The 17,435-nt window shown below is 52.1% G+C and carries 12 protein-coding genes; 9 read left to right on the forward strand and 3 right to left on the reverse strand.

The window, feature by feature from the left end; translation table 11 throughout:
* Positions 1–26 precede the first annotated feature (26 nt).
* Together ACO0LM_RS06695 and ACO0LM_RS06700 are read left to right on the forward strand one after the other, a co-directional pair.
* A complete protein-coding gene (locus ACO0LM_RS06695) occupies positions 27–770 on the forward strand; it encodes a metallophosphoesterase family protein (RefSeq protein ID WP_423035483.1) in 744 nt (247 codons plus the stop codon).
* 48 nt (positions 771–818) lie between these two features.
* The gene (locus ACO0LM_RS06700) at positions 819–2,255 is read left to right on the forward strand and encodes a protein kinase domain-containing protein (protein WP_423035484.1); all 1,437 of its coding nucleotides are present in this window, start codon (positions 819–821) and stop codon (positions 2,253–2,255) included.
* 15 nt (positions 2,256–2,270) lie between these two features.
* Here the strand turns inward: ACO0LM_RS06700 and ACO0LM_RS06705 are convergent, their stop codons facing one another.
* Positions 2,271–3,032, reverse strand: coding sequence for a DUF3108 domain-containing protein (locus ACO0LM_RS06705; protein WP_423035486.1), 762 nt, complete (start codon positions 3,030–3,032; stop codon positions 2,271–2,273).
* Positions 3,033–3,068: 36 nt separating this feature from the next.
* Entirely contained in the window at positions 3,069–4,181 is a 1,113-nt protein-coding gene (locus tag ACO0LM_RS06710) for a DUF3108 domain-containing protein (protein WP_423035488.1), read from the reverse strand.
* Between the two features lie 162 nt (positions 4,182–4,343).
* Here ACO0LM_RS06710 and ACO0LM_RS06715 point away from each other — a divergent pair, with 162 nt between their 5' ends.
* Both ACO0LM_RS06715 and ACO0LM_RS06720 read left to right on the forward strand, forming a co-directional pair.
* Positions 4,344–5,654, forward strand: a complete 1,311-nt coding sequence (locus tag ACO0LM_RS06715) for a branched-chain amino acid ABC transporter substrate-binding protein (protein WP_423035490.1) — start codon at positions 4,344–4,346, stop codon at positions 5,652–5,654.
* 217 nt (positions 5,655–5,871) lie between these two features.
* On the forward strand, positions 5,872–6,804 hold the full coding sequence (locus ACO0LM_RS06720; RefSeq protein ID WP_423035492.1) for a PhaM family polyhydroxyalkanoate granule multifunctional regulatory protein: 933 nt from the start codon (positions 5,872–5,874) through the stop codon (positions 6,802–6,804).
* 151 nt (positions 6,805–6,955) lie between these two features.
* Here ACO0LM_RS06720 and ACO0LM_RS06725 read toward each other — a convergent pair whose 3' ends face one another.
* Positions 6,956–7,912, reverse strand: a complete 957-nt coding sequence (locus ACO0LM_RS06725; protein WP_423035494.1) for a hypothetical protein — start codon at positions 7,910–7,912, stop codon at positions 6,956–6,958.
* A gap of 407 nt (positions 7,913–8,319) precedes the next feature.
* On the opposite strand from ACO0LM_RS06725, the gene ACO0LM_RS06730 reads away from it, so the two are divergent.
* The 5 genes from ACO0LM_RS06730 to narJ all read left to right on the forward strand — a co-directional run bounded on the left by ACO0LM_RS06730 (position 8,320) and on the right by narJ (position 17,434).
* A complete protein-coding gene (locus ACO0LM_RS06730) occupies positions 8,320–9,564 on the forward strand; it encodes an MFS transporter (RefSeq protein ID WP_423035496.1) in 1,245 nt (414 codons plus the stop codon).
* A 226-nt stretch (positions 9,565–9,790) separates the two neighbouring features.
* Entirely contained in the window at positions 9,791–11,176 is a 1,386-nt protein-coding gene (locus ACO0LM_RS06735) for a NarK family nitrate/nitrite MFS transporter (RefSeq protein WP_423035498.1), read from the forward strand.
* A gap of 267 nt (positions 11,177–11,443) precedes the next feature.
* Positions 11,444–15,172 carry a nitrate reductase subunit alpha gene (locus ACO0LM_RS06740; RefSeq protein ID WP_423035500.1) on the forward strand — a complete coding sequence of 1,243 codons (3,729 nt, stop codon included), beginning with the start codon at positions 11,444–11,446 and terminating at the stop codon, positions 15,170–15,172.
* Positions 15,169–16,722 (forward strand): nitrate reductase subunit beta, encoded by a 1,554-nt coding sequence (gene narH / locus ACO0LM_RS06745; protein ID WP_423035502.1) that lies wholly within the window; start codon positions 15,169–15,171, stop codon positions 16,720–16,722. Before ACO0LM_RS06740 ends, narH begins: the two co-directional genes overlap by 4 nt.
* 52 nt (positions 16,723–16,774) lie before the next feature.
* Entirely contained in the window at positions 16,775–17,434 is a 660-nt protein-coding gene (gene narJ, locus ACO0LM_RS06750) for a nitrate reductase molybdenum cofactor assembly chaperone (RefSeq protein WP_423035504.1), read from the forward strand.
* The last annotated feature ends 1 nt before the right edge of the window (position 17,435 follow it).

Raw genomic sequence — 17,435 nt, forward strand, 5'->3', positions numbered from 1 at the left:
AGACTTGAACCACTGAATGATCTCCCATGCTGATAGCTATCCTGACAGACCTGCACGCCAATCGCGAAGCCGTAGAGGCTTGCCTGGCGCATGCCCAACAGCAAAAGGCAACGCGCTATGCCTTCCTGGGGGATCTGGTCGGTTATGGCGCTGACCCAGGCTGGGTGCTGGATACCGTCATGGACTATGTACGCCAGGGTGCGTGGGCGCTGATAGGTAATCATGATGCAGGTTTGTTGCCTGGCGACAAGCAGGGTATGAATCCGACAGCGCGCAAGGTGGTGGACTGGACCAAGGAACAATTGCGTCCCGATCAACTGGAATTCATCGCACAGTTGCCGTATCGCATCGAATGGGAAGACATCCTGTTCGTGCATGCCAATGCCTGGGCACCGGAAAAATGGGAATATATCGATGGCGTCATGGAGGCCACCCGCAGCATGCATGCGACCAAGGCCAGCATCACCTTTTGCGGACATGTCCACATGCCCACGCTGTTTCACCTGAGCCTGACTGGCAAGACCGGTGAATTCCTGCCGACGCCGGAAGAAGGCATACCTTTGAGCAAGCAGCGCCGCTGGTTGGTGATACCTGGTTCTGCCGGACAACCACGCGATGGCAACCCGGCCGCCTGTTATGCCACTTTTGATACCGATAGCCAGGAGCTGACGTATTACCGCATCCCCTATGACACCGAAACCGCCTGCCAGAAAATTATCAGTGCCGGTTTGCCACCCACGCTGGGCCACAGGCTGATCAACGGCAACTAGGATGGACAGCACCACCATGCAAAACATCCGCAGACCAGAGCAGGCACGATGAGCCAGGGCAGTCCGCACACCCTGCAAGCCGGCATGGAATTCGATGGTTATCGCCTCGAAGAAAAGCTGCACACCGGTGGCATGGCAGCGTTATGGCGCGTCAGCGATCTGCGTGAACGGCATCCGGCAACGCAGGATACTGGCCAGCCGTTTCCGCTGATCATGAAAGTGCCCTTGCTGTATTCCAGTGAAGACCCGACTGCGATAGTTGCTTTTGAAGTCGAGCAGATGATCATGCCCAAGCTCAAGGGCCAGCATGTGCCACGCTATTTTGCTGCGGGTGATTTTGATGCCCAGCCGTATATCGTCATGGAACAGATTGCCGGTACCTCTTTGCGCAGCCGTTTCGAGCAGGCACCTTTGCCGGTCGACGAAGTGGTGGCGGTCGGTATCAAGGTTGCGCATGCCTTGCAAGACCTGCATAAACAGCATGTGATTCATCTTGATATCAAACCCAGCAATATCATGTTCCGCCCGGACGGAACAGCGGTGCTGATCGACTTTGGCCTGTCGCGACATGACCGCCTGCCGGATTTGCTGGATGAAGAATTCCGCCTGCCCATGGGTACCGGTCCATATATTTCGCCCGAGCAAGTCATGGGTATACGCAATGAACCGCGCAGTGACTTGTTTTCGCTGGGGGTATTGCTGTATCACCTGGCAACCGGCGAAAGACCTTTTGGTCATCCAACCTCGGTCTCTGGTTTGAAAAAACGCTTGTATCGTGACCCTGTTCCTCCACGCAGCCACCGGCCTGAGCTGCCTCTGTGGCTACAGGAAGTGATCTTGCGCTGCCTGGAAGTAGAACCGCAGGCACGCTTTGATACCGCAGCCCAACTGGCTTTTTTATTGCAGCATCCGGACCAGATACAATTGACGGGCAGGGCAGAAAAACAAAACCAGGATGGTTATCTGTCAGTGTTGAAACGACGTTTTCAGGTCGCTGGTGCCGAGCCTTTACCCACCCACAGCGTGTCGGAACAATTGGCCAAGGCCCCGATTATTGTGGTGGCGCTGGACTTGAATCGCGGTTCGGAAGCATTGGCAGAAAGCCTGCGCAATATCACGCGGCGCATGTTGCAGACCGAACCGGGTGCGCGCCTGGCGTGCCTGACGATACGCAAGATCAGCCGCATAGGCATGGACGACAGCCTGATACAGCAGGGTGAAAACATCCATGTGAAACAGCTGGTGGACCTGAAGCACTGGGCGCGTCCGCTGAACATGAACCCCGATAAAATCACCTTCCATGTACTGGAAGCACCAGACCCGGCCACCGCCATTGTGGATTATGCGCACAGCAACCGGGTTGACCATGTCATCATCGGTTCACGTGGCAGTTCTGCCTTGCGCCGCTACCTGGGTAGCGTATCGGCACAGGTGGTGGCGGAAGCTGAATGCACGGTCACCGTCGTCAAGGCGCAAGATAAATAAGCATACAATCAATGCTTAATTTTTCTTAACGCTTTCCAGAACCTGATCGACAAAATCACCATCGGCATCGCTGAACTTTAAACGTACCGGATACCATTCCATGCCAGGTGCCAGCCATAATTCCAGTTGCTGGTCTTTGGAGTCTGGCGGCGGGGCTTTGCTGACATGGATCACCGCCAGTTCACCCATGGGGGTCTTGATGGTGGCTGGGCCGATGACCTTGAAGGTCCAGGGGTCGGCATCACGTCGGCCTGCAACAAACATTTTCCATTCTGTGCCCGCCTTGAAATTGTCGCCGGCCGCGCGGGCGATGGAAATCAGTTGCCAGCTGGCGCTGGTGCGGTCCTGTTCGCCACCTTTCAGGTTATAGGTTTCACCCGACGCCGTAAAACGCAGGGTTTTGCTATCGCGCTCAAAGCTGGTCGTGGTGGCGGGTTTGCCAAAGCGTTTCTCGACAAATTTATCCGGTGCCAGGCCATAGTCGTCGATCGCGCCCTGGCTGCTGGCATCCAGTATTTTGCCGACCAGCATGGCGCGGGTTTCAGTCTGGATACTGTATTTCTGATCGGCATACTGCCACTTGACCGATGCCGAACCACTGAGTGACAAGCCACTCTGGCGCGCCTTGATACTGTATTGCAGTTCTGCCGGCGGCGGCAGTTTATAGGCATGTTTTATCGCCGCTTCATTGCCTGGATTACTTTGGGCCGCACTGCTGAGACTGGCGCTTGCCAGCAACAGAGTGGCCATCATGATGGGGATTGCACGCATAGTCATCTTTCTGTGTTGTTACAGTTGCTTATTTACAGCTGCTTATTTACTGCTGATTATTTTGTCGGCAGTCTGGGTGGTGATGGCACCATTGCTTTCTGTATTGCGTATCTGTACCGGATACCAGTAGTAATCCGGTGCCAGCCAGATTTCCAGCCTGGAATTGTATGAGCCTGGCCGGGGTGGGCGGTTCACATGCCAGGTCATGATTTTTCCCATGGGGGTATCGATTTCTTCCTGACCAATGACGACAAAGACGAAGTTGCTGACATCCCTGTCTTCTGCAACCTGCAGCCTGATTTCACGTCCGGCCTGGAATTTTTCAGGATCAGCGTAAGCAATACCAGCCAATTGCATCATGACACTGGCCTTGTCTTGTACGCCTTGGTTGACGCTACTGGTTTTATTCGATGAAGAAAAACTGACGGTGCGCTCATCCTGATTGAAATGCGTCGCCGTTTCACTACGGCTGCGTCTGGTTTCGGTGCTGAGTGCAGGCGCGATGCCATAGCTGTCCTGCTTGCCTTCACTGCGCAGGGTATACAGATTCAGTGAGGTAATAAGCAGATTCAGTGACGCTTCGACGCGCATCTTGTATTGCCCGTTTTCGAAATCCCAGTGTATTTCGCCCTGGCCATTGACGGGATGGCGATTGTTTTCTGTACGCACGATACGCATCATGATGGCACCAGTTGGCGGCGGCCGTACCGCATAGGCTGGCTCACCTTCGGCGGCTGGCTTTGCCGGTGCTGGCAGTGTCTCCCTGGCGACCTCTATAGGCGGCGTGTTGTCTGTCAGTAGCGCTGTTGTATCCGGCACGGGCAGGCTGGTTTTTTCCATTACCTCAGAAACGGGGAGGGGCGGTTTGTCCTGCGCTTGCACGAATGGTGTGGTGTGCGTGCGGGTGGCTGCGGATACCGGTCTGAGCCTGGCCGTTGTGGGGGTGGGGTTTGTATGGGCTGCTTCCGGTGCTGGTGCCACACTTTCACGCAAATGTACCCGCACTATTTGTTCAGTATGCAGAGGTTTGCCGACCACCGGTGTGTTGTTTAAATTGAACAGCACAAGCAGGTGCAACAGCAGGGCCAAGGCACAAAATGCCAGGCCCTGACGGTTGAGCAGGCTATAGTCTGCAGGTTTGAAAGTTGGGTTCATCACAAAATGGTAAACGCAGCAGTCACCATAAGGATGACCGGGCCACGCCAGCAAGAGGGTAGAATGCTATCTTTATTGCAAGAAACAGTTAATAGTGTTGTGCAGGATGCGCCGCATTTTCTCATGCTTAGCCCCACAAGCGTGTTCTGGAGGAAAATTTGAATGACCGTACTAAAGAAATCATATTTAAGGGCTGCCATGTTTGCTGCCCTGCTTTTAATAAGCAGTCTGGCAGCAGCGCAATCACTGCAGGCCAATACTAACACCAGCACCGGCGCCAAAATTTTACCGCCAGTGCGCATAGGCATGATCGATGGCCTTAGTGGTGCATTTGGCAATGCTGGCGAAGCGGTGCAAAGAAACCTGCAGATTGCCATCGATCGCGTGAATGCCCGTGGTGGCGTGCGCCTGCCCGATGGCCTACACCAACTGACATTAAGCAGTTTCGACAATAAACAGGGCGTGGAAGAATCCCTGACTGCACTCAAACACCTGACTGATCAGCATATTCCCTTTGTAGTGCAGGGAAATAGTTCTGCCGTTGCGCTGGCGCTGGTGGATGCCATCAACAAGCATAACCAGCGCACGCCGGATAACCGGGTGTTGTTTTTTAACTATTCAGCGGTTGACCCGGTACTGACCAATGAAAAATGCAGCTACTGGCATTTCCGTTTTGATGCCAATGCCGACATGCGCATGCATGTCCTGACCGAGGTCATCAAGGATGACAGCAGGGCCAAAAAAATCTATCTGATCGGCCAGGATTACAGTTTTGGCCGCCAGGTTGCGAGGTCGGCACGCAGCATGCTGGCTCAAAAACGCCCGGATATCACTATCGTTGGTGATGACTTGCACCCCATAGGCAAGATCAAGGATTTTGCTCCCTATGTCGCCAAGATCAAAGCCAGCGGTGCCGATGCTGTGATCACCGGCAACTGGGGTAATGATCTGAGCTTGCTGGTGAAAGCCGCCAAAGATGCTGGCATGGTGCTGAAGTTTTATACTTTTTACGGCAATGGCCTGGGTGCACCCGCCGCCATTGCCGACGCCGGTATAGGCCGGGTCAGGGCGGTTGCTGAATGGCATCCGAATGCCGGTGGCACAGACAGCGATGCGTTTTACCGCCAGTTCCGCCAGCGTTATCCTGATCCCCGTGATGATTATGTGCACCTGCGCATGCAAGTCATGATAGAGATGCTGGCCAGTGCCATAGAAAAAGCCAAATCCACCGAGGCGACTGCCGTTGCCCGTACCATGGAAGGTGCTCAGTACAAAAATGCCTTTCATAACGCCCTTATGCGTGCGGAAGACCATCAACTGATACAGCCTTTGTATGTATCCGTCATGCAAAAAAAGGGGGAAAATGGTGTGCGCTTCGATAATGAAGGTAGTGGTTATGGCTTCAAGACTGAACGTTATTTCGATGCGCGATTGACTGCCTTGCCGAGCTCATGCAAGATGACTAAGATGTAAGAACGTGTTTACGATCTTACTGCGCGGGCGCAATCGGAGTCCACGCGGGGCTCATGCGCTGCTCAAAATGCTCATGTACTTAAGTACATTCTGCTTTTTGCGCTGCGTTTTTGTTACCGTTACCCCGCTGATGCACGAACGCTCGCTCGCTACAGATCGTAAACACGTTCTAAGAGCCCCTATTTATATCTGCTGGAAAAATCTAAGGAAGAAACTCATGAGTAATCCATTTTCTGGTACAGAAATCCCCGGCATGAATGCCATGGGCGATACGCTTTCTTTTGTCAAAAAACTCTGGGGCAGCATGCAGGTGCCGGGCATGGTGGCGCCACCGATGTCGCTCGATGAGCTGGATAAAAAAATCCAGGACTTGAAGACCGTGGAATCCTGGCTGACCGTCAACATGAATATGCTGCGTGGGACAATACAGGCGCTGGAAGTGCAGCGCGCTACCATCGCTGCTCTGCAGTCGCTGGGCGAAAGTTTTGCCCAGCACGCACAGCAGGCTGGTGCCATGGCTGAGCAGGCTGCGGCAAATTTTGGTGCCGCCGGCAATACCCATGCTGACGGCAGCAGCGCTACCACAAGTAATACGAAAGCCAGCACCAGCCATGCTGACTGGCCCATGCACCCAGCCACTACCAAAGAACCGGAACCAGACCCGGATGAAGAAGTGGACGAGCTGGCGGATGACATGCCGCCAGAAACGCTGGCGTCTGCGACCAGTCAGGAAGAAGAAAAACCTGAAGCGCAACCCGCAGAAAACCCCGTGCAATCCGACGCCAGTGCCCAGTTCGTCAATCCCGCTGCATGGTGGGGACTATTGCAGGAACAATTCAAGCAAGCCGTCAGCAAAGCCATGGAAGGCGAACCGCCAGGCATCAAAGCAGATGACAGCGCCGCCCCTGTAGCCGCACCCACACCTAAATCCAGACCGGTAGCCAAAACGAGCAAAACAAAAGCGGCGACCTCGACCAGAACAGCCAAGCCAACTACTGCCAGCAAGGCAAAAGCCACGACCACAAGCAAGCCGCTGGCCAAATCCGGCAAACCTGCTGCAACAGCGGGTGCAAAAGCGACCGGCAAAGCAACCAACAAAGCGACCAGCAAAGCGACCAGCAAAACAACCGGGACAGCATCCGGCAAGTAGTCATCCGGTCGACATGGGTGATGGCGCGCTTGCTACAGAAGCCAGGTACAGATACAAGCTGTCCCACGGTCGTTGACAGGATGGGGGCAAAAAAATGGCACCCGCAGGTGCCATTCTCAATTTGTTGCGCTCACTTCCAGGTTTGCGTATTTCAATACCCGGCAGCGACGCGCGGACACTTGGCTTTGCTGGCCGGTTTTATCTCTACTGCCTGCAAGTTGTTATCCACCATCCAGGCACTGGTACGTTTGCGTACCACGGGTTTTCCTTTTGCCTGGCTGGCGACATTGATTGCAATCACTTTGTCAGATTTGCCAAAGACACAGTCAGTCTCGAATTCCAGTCCTTCCTTGGCGCTGGTCGCTGGCAGGGGAATGGTGATCAACTGTAGCGGTGACTTGGCTTTTTCAGCAGCAGAAAGCGCCTGATAGTCACTGGTCGTGTCTATGACAAAAGCAGCAATCGAAAATGCCTCCAGCGTGGTGTCTGGCGCTATGTTGCCGTTGGACTTGGCCATGAACAGCACACTTTTTCCGGCAATTGTATCGCCCCCAATAGACGACCATTTTTCCAATAGCTCCTTGCGGGATGGCAACGGACCGTTTGCAGGAGGCGGCGTAGTTGTGGGTGCTGGCGCTGCAAGAACCGGCACCGTGGCTTTTGGCGCTGGTGCGACGACAGCCGCGGGCGTCGCCTTTGCAGGTGCGGCTACTTCTTCACCCTGATATTTGTATTTGCCATCAAATGGCACATCGCCCCAGGCGCTGGCACAGGTTTCTACATGTAATTGCATGCCGCCGGCAGCGCGTTTCAAGGTCATCGTGCAACGGCCTTCGCTAAAATTCCAGCCGCCTGGTGCATCAGCCAGTTTTCCTTCGCCTGTGCCACTACGTAAATTACCAGGCTTGCCTTTTTCAGCAACTTCCAGTGTGAATTTGCCGTCGGGCTTTACCGTCAGCAAACGCTCAAAACCGCTATCGCTGGCGTCATAAATACCGGCCTTGGGGTAAGGATTGTAATCTGCCGCCAGCACGGGTGCTGCCAGGCAGGACAGTGCCAGACTTGCTGACAACAAACGAAGAGCGCCAGAGGTAGTAGGTTTTTTCATGTAAGCCAATGAGTTGAATATCGTGGATGAACAAAGCTGCAGGCCAACACGCCCAGAGCATAAAGCCAGAGCACAATTGCTGCATCAAGCCAGATGATGGTGCATGACGTCAAAAACCACGTCAATCAATTAATTGTGTGTTTTATATTAATACGCAACAAAGTGTAAGTGGGCTTGTGCTGGCTGTTTGACTTTGATAGTTGCGGCCTTTGTTTTGGCTTTGGCTTGCTTTGCTCAAGAGACAGGCATGCATGATTTGCTGGCGAGAAAACTGAAAGTTGGAAGAACTAGTTCTTTTGGATAAAAGCCCTCTCCTTATGCATCTTGAATAATCACCGTCAGAGGAATTTCTAAATAAGCCAGCAGTCCTTAAGCTGATAGCACCTATAAAAACAAAAGGAGCTGTCATGGCTAGTCAGGGCAAAGCCTATTCGGTGCTGGGTTCCAGCACGCTGGCGTTCACTGTATGTTTCACCATCTGGATGATGTTTGGCGTGATCGGCATTCCGATCAAGGCGGCATTGCATCTCAACGAAACGGAATTTGGCCTGCTGACGGCGATGCCGGTGCTGACCGGTTCGCTGATACGCGTGCCGCTTGGTATCTGGACGGATCGCTTTGGTGGTCGCATCGTCCTGTTCTTGCTGATGTTGTTTACGGTCGTGCCGATTTACCTGATCAGCTATGCAACGGCTTACTGGCATTTCCTGGTATTGGGCTTGTTTGTTGGCCTGGCCGGTGGTTCTTTTTCTGTTGGTACCCCATACGTCGCACGCTGGTTCAAGAAAGAGCGGCAAGGCCTGGCCATGGGTATATTTGGGGCTGGTAACTCGGGCGCGGCAGTAAATAAATTCATTGCACCGGCATTGATCGCAGCAGCAGGCTGGACGCTGGTGCCCAAGGTGTACGCCGTCATGATGCTGGCTGCTGCCTTGATATTCTGGGTGTCCTCTGCCACCGATCCCAGTCATAACGTCAAATCAAATATCAGCTTTCTGGCCCAGCTGAAAATGCTGAAAGACCCCAAAGTCTGGCGTTATTGCCAGTACTATTCCGTCGTATTTGGCGGCTATGTCGGGCTGAGTTTGTGGATGGTCAAATACTACGTGACCGAATATGGCTTTGACATCAAGAGCGCGGCCTTGCTGGCTGCCTGTTTCTCTTTGCCTGGCGGTGTCCTGCGTGCCTTTGGCGGCTGGTTGTCCGACAAATTTGGCGCCTATAAAGTGACATGGTGGGTCATGTGGGCGTGCTGGGTTGCCTTCTTTTTGCTGTCTTATCCACAAACTGACTTCACGATCAAAACCATCAACGGCATGCAGACATTTCATATAGGTCTTACACCGTTGATGTTCACTGCCATCCTGTTTGTCGTTGGTATTGCGATGGCGGTGGGTAAGGCATCTGTCTTCAAATTTATATCGGATGACTACAGCAGCAATATTGGTGCCGTATCTGGCGTGGTTGGATTGGCGGGCGGTCTGGGCGGCTTTATCTTGCCGGTCTTGTTCGGTGCCATTGTCGACATAACCGGTGTGCGCAGTTCCTGTTTCATGCTGTTGTACGGCACGGTCTGTGTATCCCTGGTATGGATGCATTTCCAATTTCGCAGGGAGGGCATGTTGGCTGCCCAGGCGGCGATGCCCGCCTGAAGGACTTACGAAAAATCGCCCCAGCTGCGTTGCAACTCCTCGCCGTACTATTCGTACTGTCTTCGTCGCTGCGGTGAAGTCGGGGTTTCAGGCAACACGTTGCCTGCCGACATAACGAACCTTCCCTGCAAGGAAGGTTTCCTAAGGCGATAGCCTTGCTGGGACAATTTTGCGTAAGTCCTAAACATAAAATTGTTTTAAAAGTTTTTTTAAAAATCAGGAGCATATGATGAGCCATGTATTAAACCGTTGGGAGCCAGAGAATCTTGAGTTCTGGCGCAAGGAAGGCAGTTCGATTGCGAATAGAAATTTATGGATTTCCATTCCCAGTCTGATGCTGGCATTTACAGTATGGATGCTATGGAGCGTGGTAGCGGCTAATCTGGACAAGGCCGGGTTTCATTTCGGCAAGGATCAACTATTCTTTCTGACGGCCTTGCCTGCTTTGTCAGGCGCGACCTTGCGAATTTTCTATTCTTTCCTGGTGCCCGTATTTGGCGGCCGTAAATGGACCGCAATTTCCACTGCAAGTTTGTTGATTCCTGCTATCGGTATGGGCTTTGCCTTGCAAGATCCGACGACCAGTTATTCGACCTTGCTGATCCTGGCCCTGCTGTGCGGTTTGGGTGGTGGAAATTTCAGTTCCAGCATGGCGAATATCAGTTTCTTTTTTCCGAAATCACGCAAAGGTTATGCAACCGGCATGAACGCCGGTATCGGTAATCTTGGCGTCTCTGTGGTGCAGTTTGCCACCCCACTGGTGATTTCTTCTGCCATGTTTGGCGTTAGTGTATCTGGTGATGGTTTCTTGTTTCATAACGCCAAAACTGGTGCAGACACTATGTTCTGGCTGGCGAATGCCGGATTTATCTGGGTACCGTTTATTGTGGTGGCAACGCTGATGGCCTGGTTTGGCATGAATGATATCGCTTCGGCCAAAGCCTCGTTTGCTGATCAGGCGGTGATCTTCAAGCGTAAGCACAATTGGCTGATGTGCTGGTTGTATATCGGTACCTTTGGTTCTTTCATTGGTTTTTCTGCCGGTTTTGCGATGTTGATCAAGGCGCAGTTCCCAGAAATTGATGTCGTGAAATTTGCCTTCCTTGGTCCTTTGGCTGGCGCACTGGCCAGGCCAATTGGCGGCATGATTTCTGACAAGGTCGGTGGTGCCAGATTGACATTCTGGGTATTCGTCGCCATGGCCATCACGATAGTCGCAGGTATTTTGCCAGCCTTGCATGAGCATCAGTTCATGCCATTTCTTGTGTCCTTTATCGTCATGTTCATTTTGACCGGCTTGGGAAACGGTTCAACCTTTTGCATGATACCGGTCATTTTCCAGCTGGATCGTGAACGTGCAGCGAAAGGCAAGGGCGAGCCTGCCTTGAAACAAGCCCGGCTGGATGCCGCCAAAGAATCTGCCGCCGTGCTGGGTTTTTCTGGTGCCATCGGTGCCTACGGTGGTTTCTTTATTCCACAAAGCTTTGGCACCTCCATCAAAATGACGGGCGCACCTGATATGGCACTGTATGTTTTCATTGCCTTCTACATCAGTTGCATGGCCATCACCTGGTGGTATTACTCACGCAAAGGCGCAGAGATGCCTTGCTAGATTTCTAATAGACAGAAATATCCTGAAAACAGCCTGTGTATATACAGGCTGTTTTGTTTTGCAAGTCTGCTTGCAGGAATGCCTGAGTAAGCGTCGCGCAGTAGCTTAATCAGGGATTCCGTAGTTCTAAAGGACTAGATGGACTAGTGCGAATGCGCAAGGAGTTACACCGCACCGAAGAATGGGCGGGACAGCTTTGATTCTCTACACTCTCAGTATGCATTAAAGAAAATGTGGGTACGTCACCCACCTGATATGGAGTTTACGATGAGTCATTTTCTGGATAGATTGAAGTTCATGTCGCGGGTGAAGTCTACCTTCTCCGATGGTCATGGTGCCGTGGTAGAAGAAGACCGTAAGTGGGAAAATGGTTATCGCAGTCGCTGGCAGCATGACAAGATTGTGCGCTCTACCCATGGTGTCAATTGCACTGGTTCCTGTTCCTGGAAGGTATATGTCAAGAACGGTTTGATCACCTGGGAAACCCAGCAGACGGATTATCCGCGTACCCGCCCTGATTTGCCCAATCACGAACCACGTGGTTGCCCGCGCGGTGCATCATATAGCTGGTATGTGTATTCAGCACAGCGCGTCAAGTATCCGATGATACGCGGTCGCCTGATGGAAATGTGGCAGGAAGCCCGCAAGACCATGGGACCGATCGATGCATGGGAAGCCATCAGCCAAAATCCTGAAAAGGCAAAGCGCTACAAGTCCGTGCGCGGCCTGGGTGGCTTTGTCCGCGCTGACTGGGATACGGCACAGGAAATCATCGCCGCATCAAATGCCTACACCATCAAAAAATTCGGCCCGGATCGCGTGGTTGGTTTTTCACCTATCCCGGCAATGTCCATGGTGTCGTATGCAGCCGGTTCACGCTACCTGAGCCTGATAGGTGGCGTACCGCTGTCATTCTATGACTGGTATTGCGATCTGCCACCAGCCAGCCCACAAATCTGGGGCGAGCAAACTGACGTGCCGGAATCTGCTGACTGGTATAACTCGACTTACCTCATGGTGTGGGGATCGAACGTACCGCAGACGCGTACTCCGGATGCCCACTTTTATACTGAAGTACGCTACAAAGGTACTAAAACCGTGGCCGTGTCATCTGATTTTGGTGAGATGGTCAAGTTTGGTGATATCTGGATGGCACCGAAACAGGGTACCGATGCCGCGCTGGCCATGGCCATGGGCCATGTGATATTGAAGGAATTCCATCTCGGTAATAAATCCGCCTATTTCCGCAGCTATGTAAAACAATACACCGACATGCCGATGCTGGTACGCCTGGTGGAGCGCAACGGCTGCTATGTGCCAGATCAAATGCTGCGTGCTTCACAAATGCCGGGCAATCTGAACGAAGCCAATAATCCAGACTGGAAAACGCTGGCTATCGATGAAATCACGGGTGATATTGTATCGCCCAATGGTTCCATCGGTTATCGCTGGGGTGAAGGGAAGTTCGACGACGGTGCCAAGGTCGGTCGCTGGAACCTGGAAGCCAAAGACGGCAATTCAGGTCGTGCCATTGACCCGCAACTGAGCCTGATAGGCAAGCATGACGAAGTAGTCACTGTCGGTTTCAACTATTTTGGCGGCACAGACGCCAATGATATGTTGTTGCGTCATTTGCCGGCAAAACGTGTGACCCTGGCCGATGGCAGTACTGCTCTGGTGGCGACTGTGTATGACTTGTCGATGGCGAATTATGGCGTTGACCAGGGGCTGGGTGGTGCGGTTGCCGCATCGTATGACGATGATGTTCCCTACACACCAGCCTGGCAAGAAAAACATACCAGCGTCAAGCGTGATCTGGTGATACAGGTAGCGCGTGAATTTGCACAAAATGCCCATGACACCGAAGGCAAGAGCATGGTCATCGTCGGTGCTGCCTTGAATCACTGGTACCACAATGACATGATTTATCGCGGCATCATCAATATGCTGATGATGTGCGGTTGTATCGGTAAATCTGGTGGTGGCTGGGCCCACTATGTTGGGCAAGAAAAACTGCGTCCACAGTTTGGCTGGGCACCGCTGGCATTTGCCAGCGACTGGGTACGCCCCGCTCGCCAGATGAATGGTACCAGTTTCTTCTACGCACATACCAGTCAATGGCGTCATGAAAAGCTGGCGATGGATGAGATCCTGGCACCGACGGCAGACAAGTCCAAAATCAGCCACATGAGCATGATAGACATGAATGCCAAATCCGAGCGTTTGGGCTGGTTGCCATCCGCACCGCAATTGGAAACCAATCCGCTGGATGTTTGTGATGCAGCAGAAAAAGCAGGCCTGACACCGCAGGATTATCTGAAAAATAGCCTGAAATCAGGCACGGTCAACATGAGTTGCGATGACCCGGATAATCCTAAAAACTTCCCGCGCAATATGTTTGTCTGGCGCTCGAATATCCTGGGTAGCTCAGGCAAAGGACATGAGTACTTCCTAAAATATTTGCTGGGTACACAAAATGCCTTGTTTGATGACCCGGATGAAGCGGTCAAACCATCGGAAGTCAAATACCGCCCAGTGGCGGCAGAAGGTAAGCTGGATTTGCTGGTAGTGCTGGATTTCCGCATGAGCACCACTTGTCTGTATGGTGACATCGTCCTGCCGACTGCAACATGGTATGAAAAAGATGACCTCAATACCTCTGACATGCATCCCTTCATTCATCCATTGAGTGAAGCTGTGCAACCGCTGTGGGAAAGCAAGACCGATTGGGAAATCTATAAAGGCATTGCCAAGAAATTTACCGAAATTGGTGGTGACTATCTCGGTACCCGCAAGGACATTGTCTTGCAACCCTTGATGCACGATACTCCGGGTGAACTTGGCCAGGCTTTTGAACCCAAGGACTGGAAAAAAGGTGAATGCGATCTGATTCCGGGCAAGACTGCACCTAATTTCTTCGTCGTAGAACGCAACTATAAAGATATCTACAAAAAATTTACATCGATAGGACCTTTGCTCGACAAACTGGGCAATGGTGGTAAAGGGATCAACTGGAACACCGAACATGAAGTCAAGGAAATCGGTGGCATTACCAAGCTTGTGACGGAAGAAGGTATCAGCAAAGGTCGCCCACGTCTGGAAAGTGCCATCGACGCTTGCGAAATGATACTCACCTTCGCACCGGAAACCAATGGCCATGTTTCAGTCAAGGCATGGGAAGCGCTGGGCAAGATTACCGGCCGTGATCATACGCACCTGGCAGTTGGTCGTGAACATGACAAGATCCGTTTCCGCGATGTGCAGGCACAACCACGCAAGATCATTTCTGCACCAACCTGGTCTGGTCTGGAATCTGAAGAAGTCAGCTACAGCGCCGGTTACACGAATGTGCATGAATACATTCCATGGCGCACGCTGACTGGCCGCCAGCAGTTTTATCAGGATCACCGCTGGATGCTGGATTTCGGCGAAGGTTTGTGCGTCTACAAACCGGCTATCGATACCAAAACCGTGGCACCAATGCTGAATAAGTCACCAAACGGTGAAAAAGAGATCGTTCTCAATTTCATTACGCCGCATCAGAAATGGGGTATCCATTCCACCTATTCAGACAATCTGCGCATGCTGACACTGAGTCGTGGCGGCCCCCATGTGTGGATATCCGAAGGTGAAGCGAAAGAAGCCGGTCTGGTGGATAACGACTGGGTTGAAGTCTTTAATAGCAACGGTACCCTGACCGCCCGTGTCGTGGTCAGCCAGCGTGTGCCGAAAGGTATGTGCCTGATGTATCACGCCCAGGAAAAGATCATCAATACCCCGGGAGCGGAACTCAGCGGCAAACGCGGTGGTATCCATAACTCGGTCACGCGCGCAGTCCTGAAGCCCACCCACATGATAGGTGGCTATGCACAACTCGCTTATGGTTTCAATTATTACGGTACCGTCGGTAGCAATAGGGATGAGTTCATTGTCATGAGAAAAATGAAAAAGGTCGATTGGCTGGAAGGCAAACTGGAAGAGGAGTCAGCATCATGAAAATTCGTGCACAAGTCGGCATGGTACTGAATCTGGATAAGTGTATTGGTTGTCATACCTGCTCAGTCACTTGCAAGAATGTCTGGACCAGTCGTGATGGTGTGGAATACGCATGGTTCAATAACGTCGAAACCAAGCCTGGTATTGGTTATCCGAAAGAATGGGAAAACCAGAAGAAATGGAAAGGTGGCTGGCACCGCAATGAGGCTGGCAAGCTGGAGCCGAAGCAGGGCGGCAAGCTGCGCATACTCGCCAATATCTTCGCCAACCCGAATTTGCCTTCGATTGATGATTATTACGAGCCTTTTACATTTGACTATGAACATCTGCAAAATGCACCCCTGATGCAGACACCGCCGACAGCACGTCCCATATCGGTGCTGACCGGCAAGAAAATGGATAAGATAGTCTGGGGCCCGAACTGGGAAGACGATCTTGGTGGCGAGTTCAGTGCGCGCAGCAAAGATGCCTTGTTTGAAGGCGTGCAAAAAGAGATGTACAGCACCTTTGAATCCACCTTCATGATGTATTTGCCGCGTCTGTGCGAACACTGCCTGAACCCGGCCTGTGTGGCATCTTGCCCGTCAGGTTCCATCTACAAACGCGAAGATGATGGCATCGTACTGGTGGACCAGGATAAATGCCGGGGCTGGCGCATGTGTATTTCCGGCTGTCCCTATAAAAAGATTTATTACAACTGGAGTTCGGGCAAGGCTGAAAAATGCACCTTCTGCTACCCACGCATTGAGGCTGGTCAGCCTACTGTTTGTTCAGAAACCTGCGTAGGTCGCATCCGTTACCTGGGCGTCTTGCTGTATGACGCGGACAAGATCGAAGCTGCTGCTTCGGTGTCGGATGAAAAGGATTTATATGAAGCGCAACTCGGCTGCTTCTTGGACCCGCACGATCCAGAAGTGATTGCCGAAGCACGCAAGCATGGGATACCTGAAAGCTGGATACAGTCAGCACAAAAATCCCCGGTCTACAAAATGGCAATGGAATGGAAGATAGCTTTCCCCCTGCATCCGGAATACCGCACTTTGCCTATGGTCTGGTATGTACCACCCCTGTCACCGATACAAAAGGCGGCAGAAGCAGGCCATATGGGCATGAATGGCATTATTCCTGATGTGAAGTCTTTGCGCATTCCTGTACGCTACCTGGCCAATTTGCTGACCGCAGGCAAAGAGGAACCGATACTCAGCGCCCTGGAACGCATGCTGGCCATGCGTGCCTACAAGCGTTCTGAAACCGTGCATGGGCAGCTTGATCATGAAGTATTGAAACAGGTGGGGCTGAGTGCTGCGCAAGTGGAAGACATGTACCAGACCCTGGCGATTGCCAACTACGAAGACCGCTTCGTGATTCCATCTTCACATAAGGAAATGGTGGAAGACAGCTTCAATGAAAAAGGCAGTTGCGGATTCACTTTTGGTAACGGTTGTTCGGGTGGTACATCAGATGGTGCCTTGTTTGGCAAGAAACCACAAGGCAGCGTGATTTTTGTGGAAATGCCCAAGTCGCGTAAAAAAATGTCGACCACCGAATAATTTGTCCGGGCGCAGAAAATGCGCCCTGTATTGACACAAAAAAGGAAATTGTATGCAAATTTATCGCATCTTGTCGGCATTGATGAGCTACCCGCAGCCTGATCTTATTGCCGCCCTGCCTGAGATTGAGCAAGCGCTGCAAGACGAACCAGAATTTCTGAACGCACTGCAAGCCATATTGAGCTATCTGAAATCAAACAGCCTGATTGCACTGCAAGAAAACTACGTGGGTACGTTTGACCGCACGCATTCTTTGTCCCTGCACCTGTTTGAACATATTCATGGTGAAAGTCGTGATCGCGGGCAGGCCATGGTTGATTTGATAGAAGAATATCGCACTCATGGTTTTGAGCCAGAGGCCAGTGAATTGCCGGATTTTGTTCCACTGTTCCTGGAATTCCTGAGCCTGATGGACCAAGCTACTTCAGAGAAATTGCTTGGTGAAGCCATTCATGTGCTGGCGGCAATCGGGATGCGCCTGCAACGCAAGGACAGCCCTTACGCCAATCTGTTTTTGTTGCTGACAACATTGACTGATGTGGTACCGCATGAACAGGGGGAGCCTCCAGTACGTGATATGGATGATGCAATGGAAACTTTTGGCCCTGGTGCGGACGGTGTGGAACCTTTACTGAAGCCCAATTTATCGGGCACGCATCCGGTGAATTTTTATCCCAGACAGCCTAAACAAGGTGCTGTTGCAGCCCAATAAA

It is taken from the genome of Undibacterium sp. Di26W, from assembly GCF_049340265.1.
GTDB lineage: Bacteria > Pseudomonadota > Gammaproteobacteria > Burkholderiales > Burkholderiaceae_D > Undibacterium.